Below are 1,329 nucleotides of genomic sequence, written 5' to 3'. Positions count from 1 at the left end.
CCGTGTCGACACCCGGGCGTAGCCGATCAACTTCCCCATGTCCACCCCATCTGTCTCGCAACCAACGTTGAGTATCCAATTCTAGAGGCATGGATAAAGCACAAAGATGCGAGACACCCCGATCCGCGGAATCATGCGGACGCAAATTTTCCGGACGAGACGTCTCGCATCCCATGGGTTTCGAGGAGCACCCGTGGGTGATGGTCTGCCACGCCGATGACCGTGTGCATGTGGTGGTGTGCCGGGTCAGCGACGAGGGGACGGTGTGGCACGGGCGCAACGACCGGCGCGCGGCCCAGAGCGCGTGCACCCGCCTAAAGTTGGAGCACGATTTGCAGACCGCGCCGCGGCGCCGTCAGGCGGGCCGGGGCAAACGTTCGGTGCTCGCGGTGCGTCAGCAGCAGGAGCAGCAGGCTCAGGTGGTGACGGCCCGCCGCGCGGAGTGGGAGCAGATCCGCAAGGTCGTGGAACGAGACACCCCAGCACCTCGGAGGCAGTCCCCGAAGCCCGAGCAGCAACAGCGGGTGGTCCCGGCCCATCCCCTGGAACAGGTGCAGCACCTTCCTCGTCCCGGCTCCGACCGAGAAGACCACGGGCGGGGCCTGTAGCTGGGCTTAGGCCGAGAAAAAGCGGGAGAAGACCCCGCGGCGTGGCTCGGGCGGTGCCACAGGGGCTGCGGGTTCCGGTGACGTTTCCGGCTCTGCCGTCGGGGTGGGACGAACAGGTTCTGGAGTAGCAGGAGCCTGCGTGATGTGGGAGCTCTGCCCGGTGAGCGTGCGCAGCGCCATGCGCTCGGTTTCATTCGCGATCTGGAGGGCGTCGAGAGCTCGGCGGCGCTCTTCGGCTCGTGCTCCAGCAACTTCGGCGCGCCGGCGCCATTCCTGGGCCTCGGTTTCCAGCTCGCGGACGCACTCGAGCAGCCGACCGGTGCTCTCCGATGCCTCAGGGGTTTGATCGGAAGATGCCAAGGGGCTGGTCTGGGGGGCGGTACGGAAACCTTCGCCGTGGATGAGGCCCACAGCGATGAGTGCGGTCATGGGCGTCTGCCACTCGGCGGAGGTGATGGTGGCCCCCGCTTCCTCCAGCTCGACGCGCCGTCAACGGAGGGTGCTGTGGAACCCCTGGCACCGGGTTCACGGCCAGCTGTTTTTCCTGACCGGCCATAGGAGAGAACGAAAAGGCGCCCTCAGCTTGGGGCGCGTCCTGGCGGTAGTGGGGGGCGGGGGGGGATTAACGGGCCACCCAACCGCGGGGGAAAAAAAGGAGGCGGGGGGGGGGGGGGGGGGGGGGGTGTTTAAAGCGGGCGGGGGTGGGGGGGGGCGGGGGCGG

1 protein-coding gene is annotated in these 1,329 nt (G+C 67.8%); it reads left to right on the top strand.

Translation table 11 applies throughout. The annotated features are described in order from the left end of the window. Positions 1–173 precede the first annotated feature (173 nt). Entirely contained in the window at positions 174–608 is a 435-nt protein-coding gene (locus tag A5728_RS01035) for a hypothetical protein (protein WP_064845277.1), read from the top strand. The last annotated feature ends 721 nt before the right edge of the window (positions 609–1,329 follow it).

Source organism: Kocuria sp. ICS0012 (assembly GCF_001665945.1).
Taxonomy (GTDB): domain Bacteria; phylum Actinomycetota; class Actinomycetes; order Actinomycetales; family Micrococcaceae; genus Kocuria; species Kocuria marina.
The sequence above is the reverse complement of the archived record's forward strand: the minus strand, read 5'-3'. Positions and strand labels throughout refer to the sequence as shown.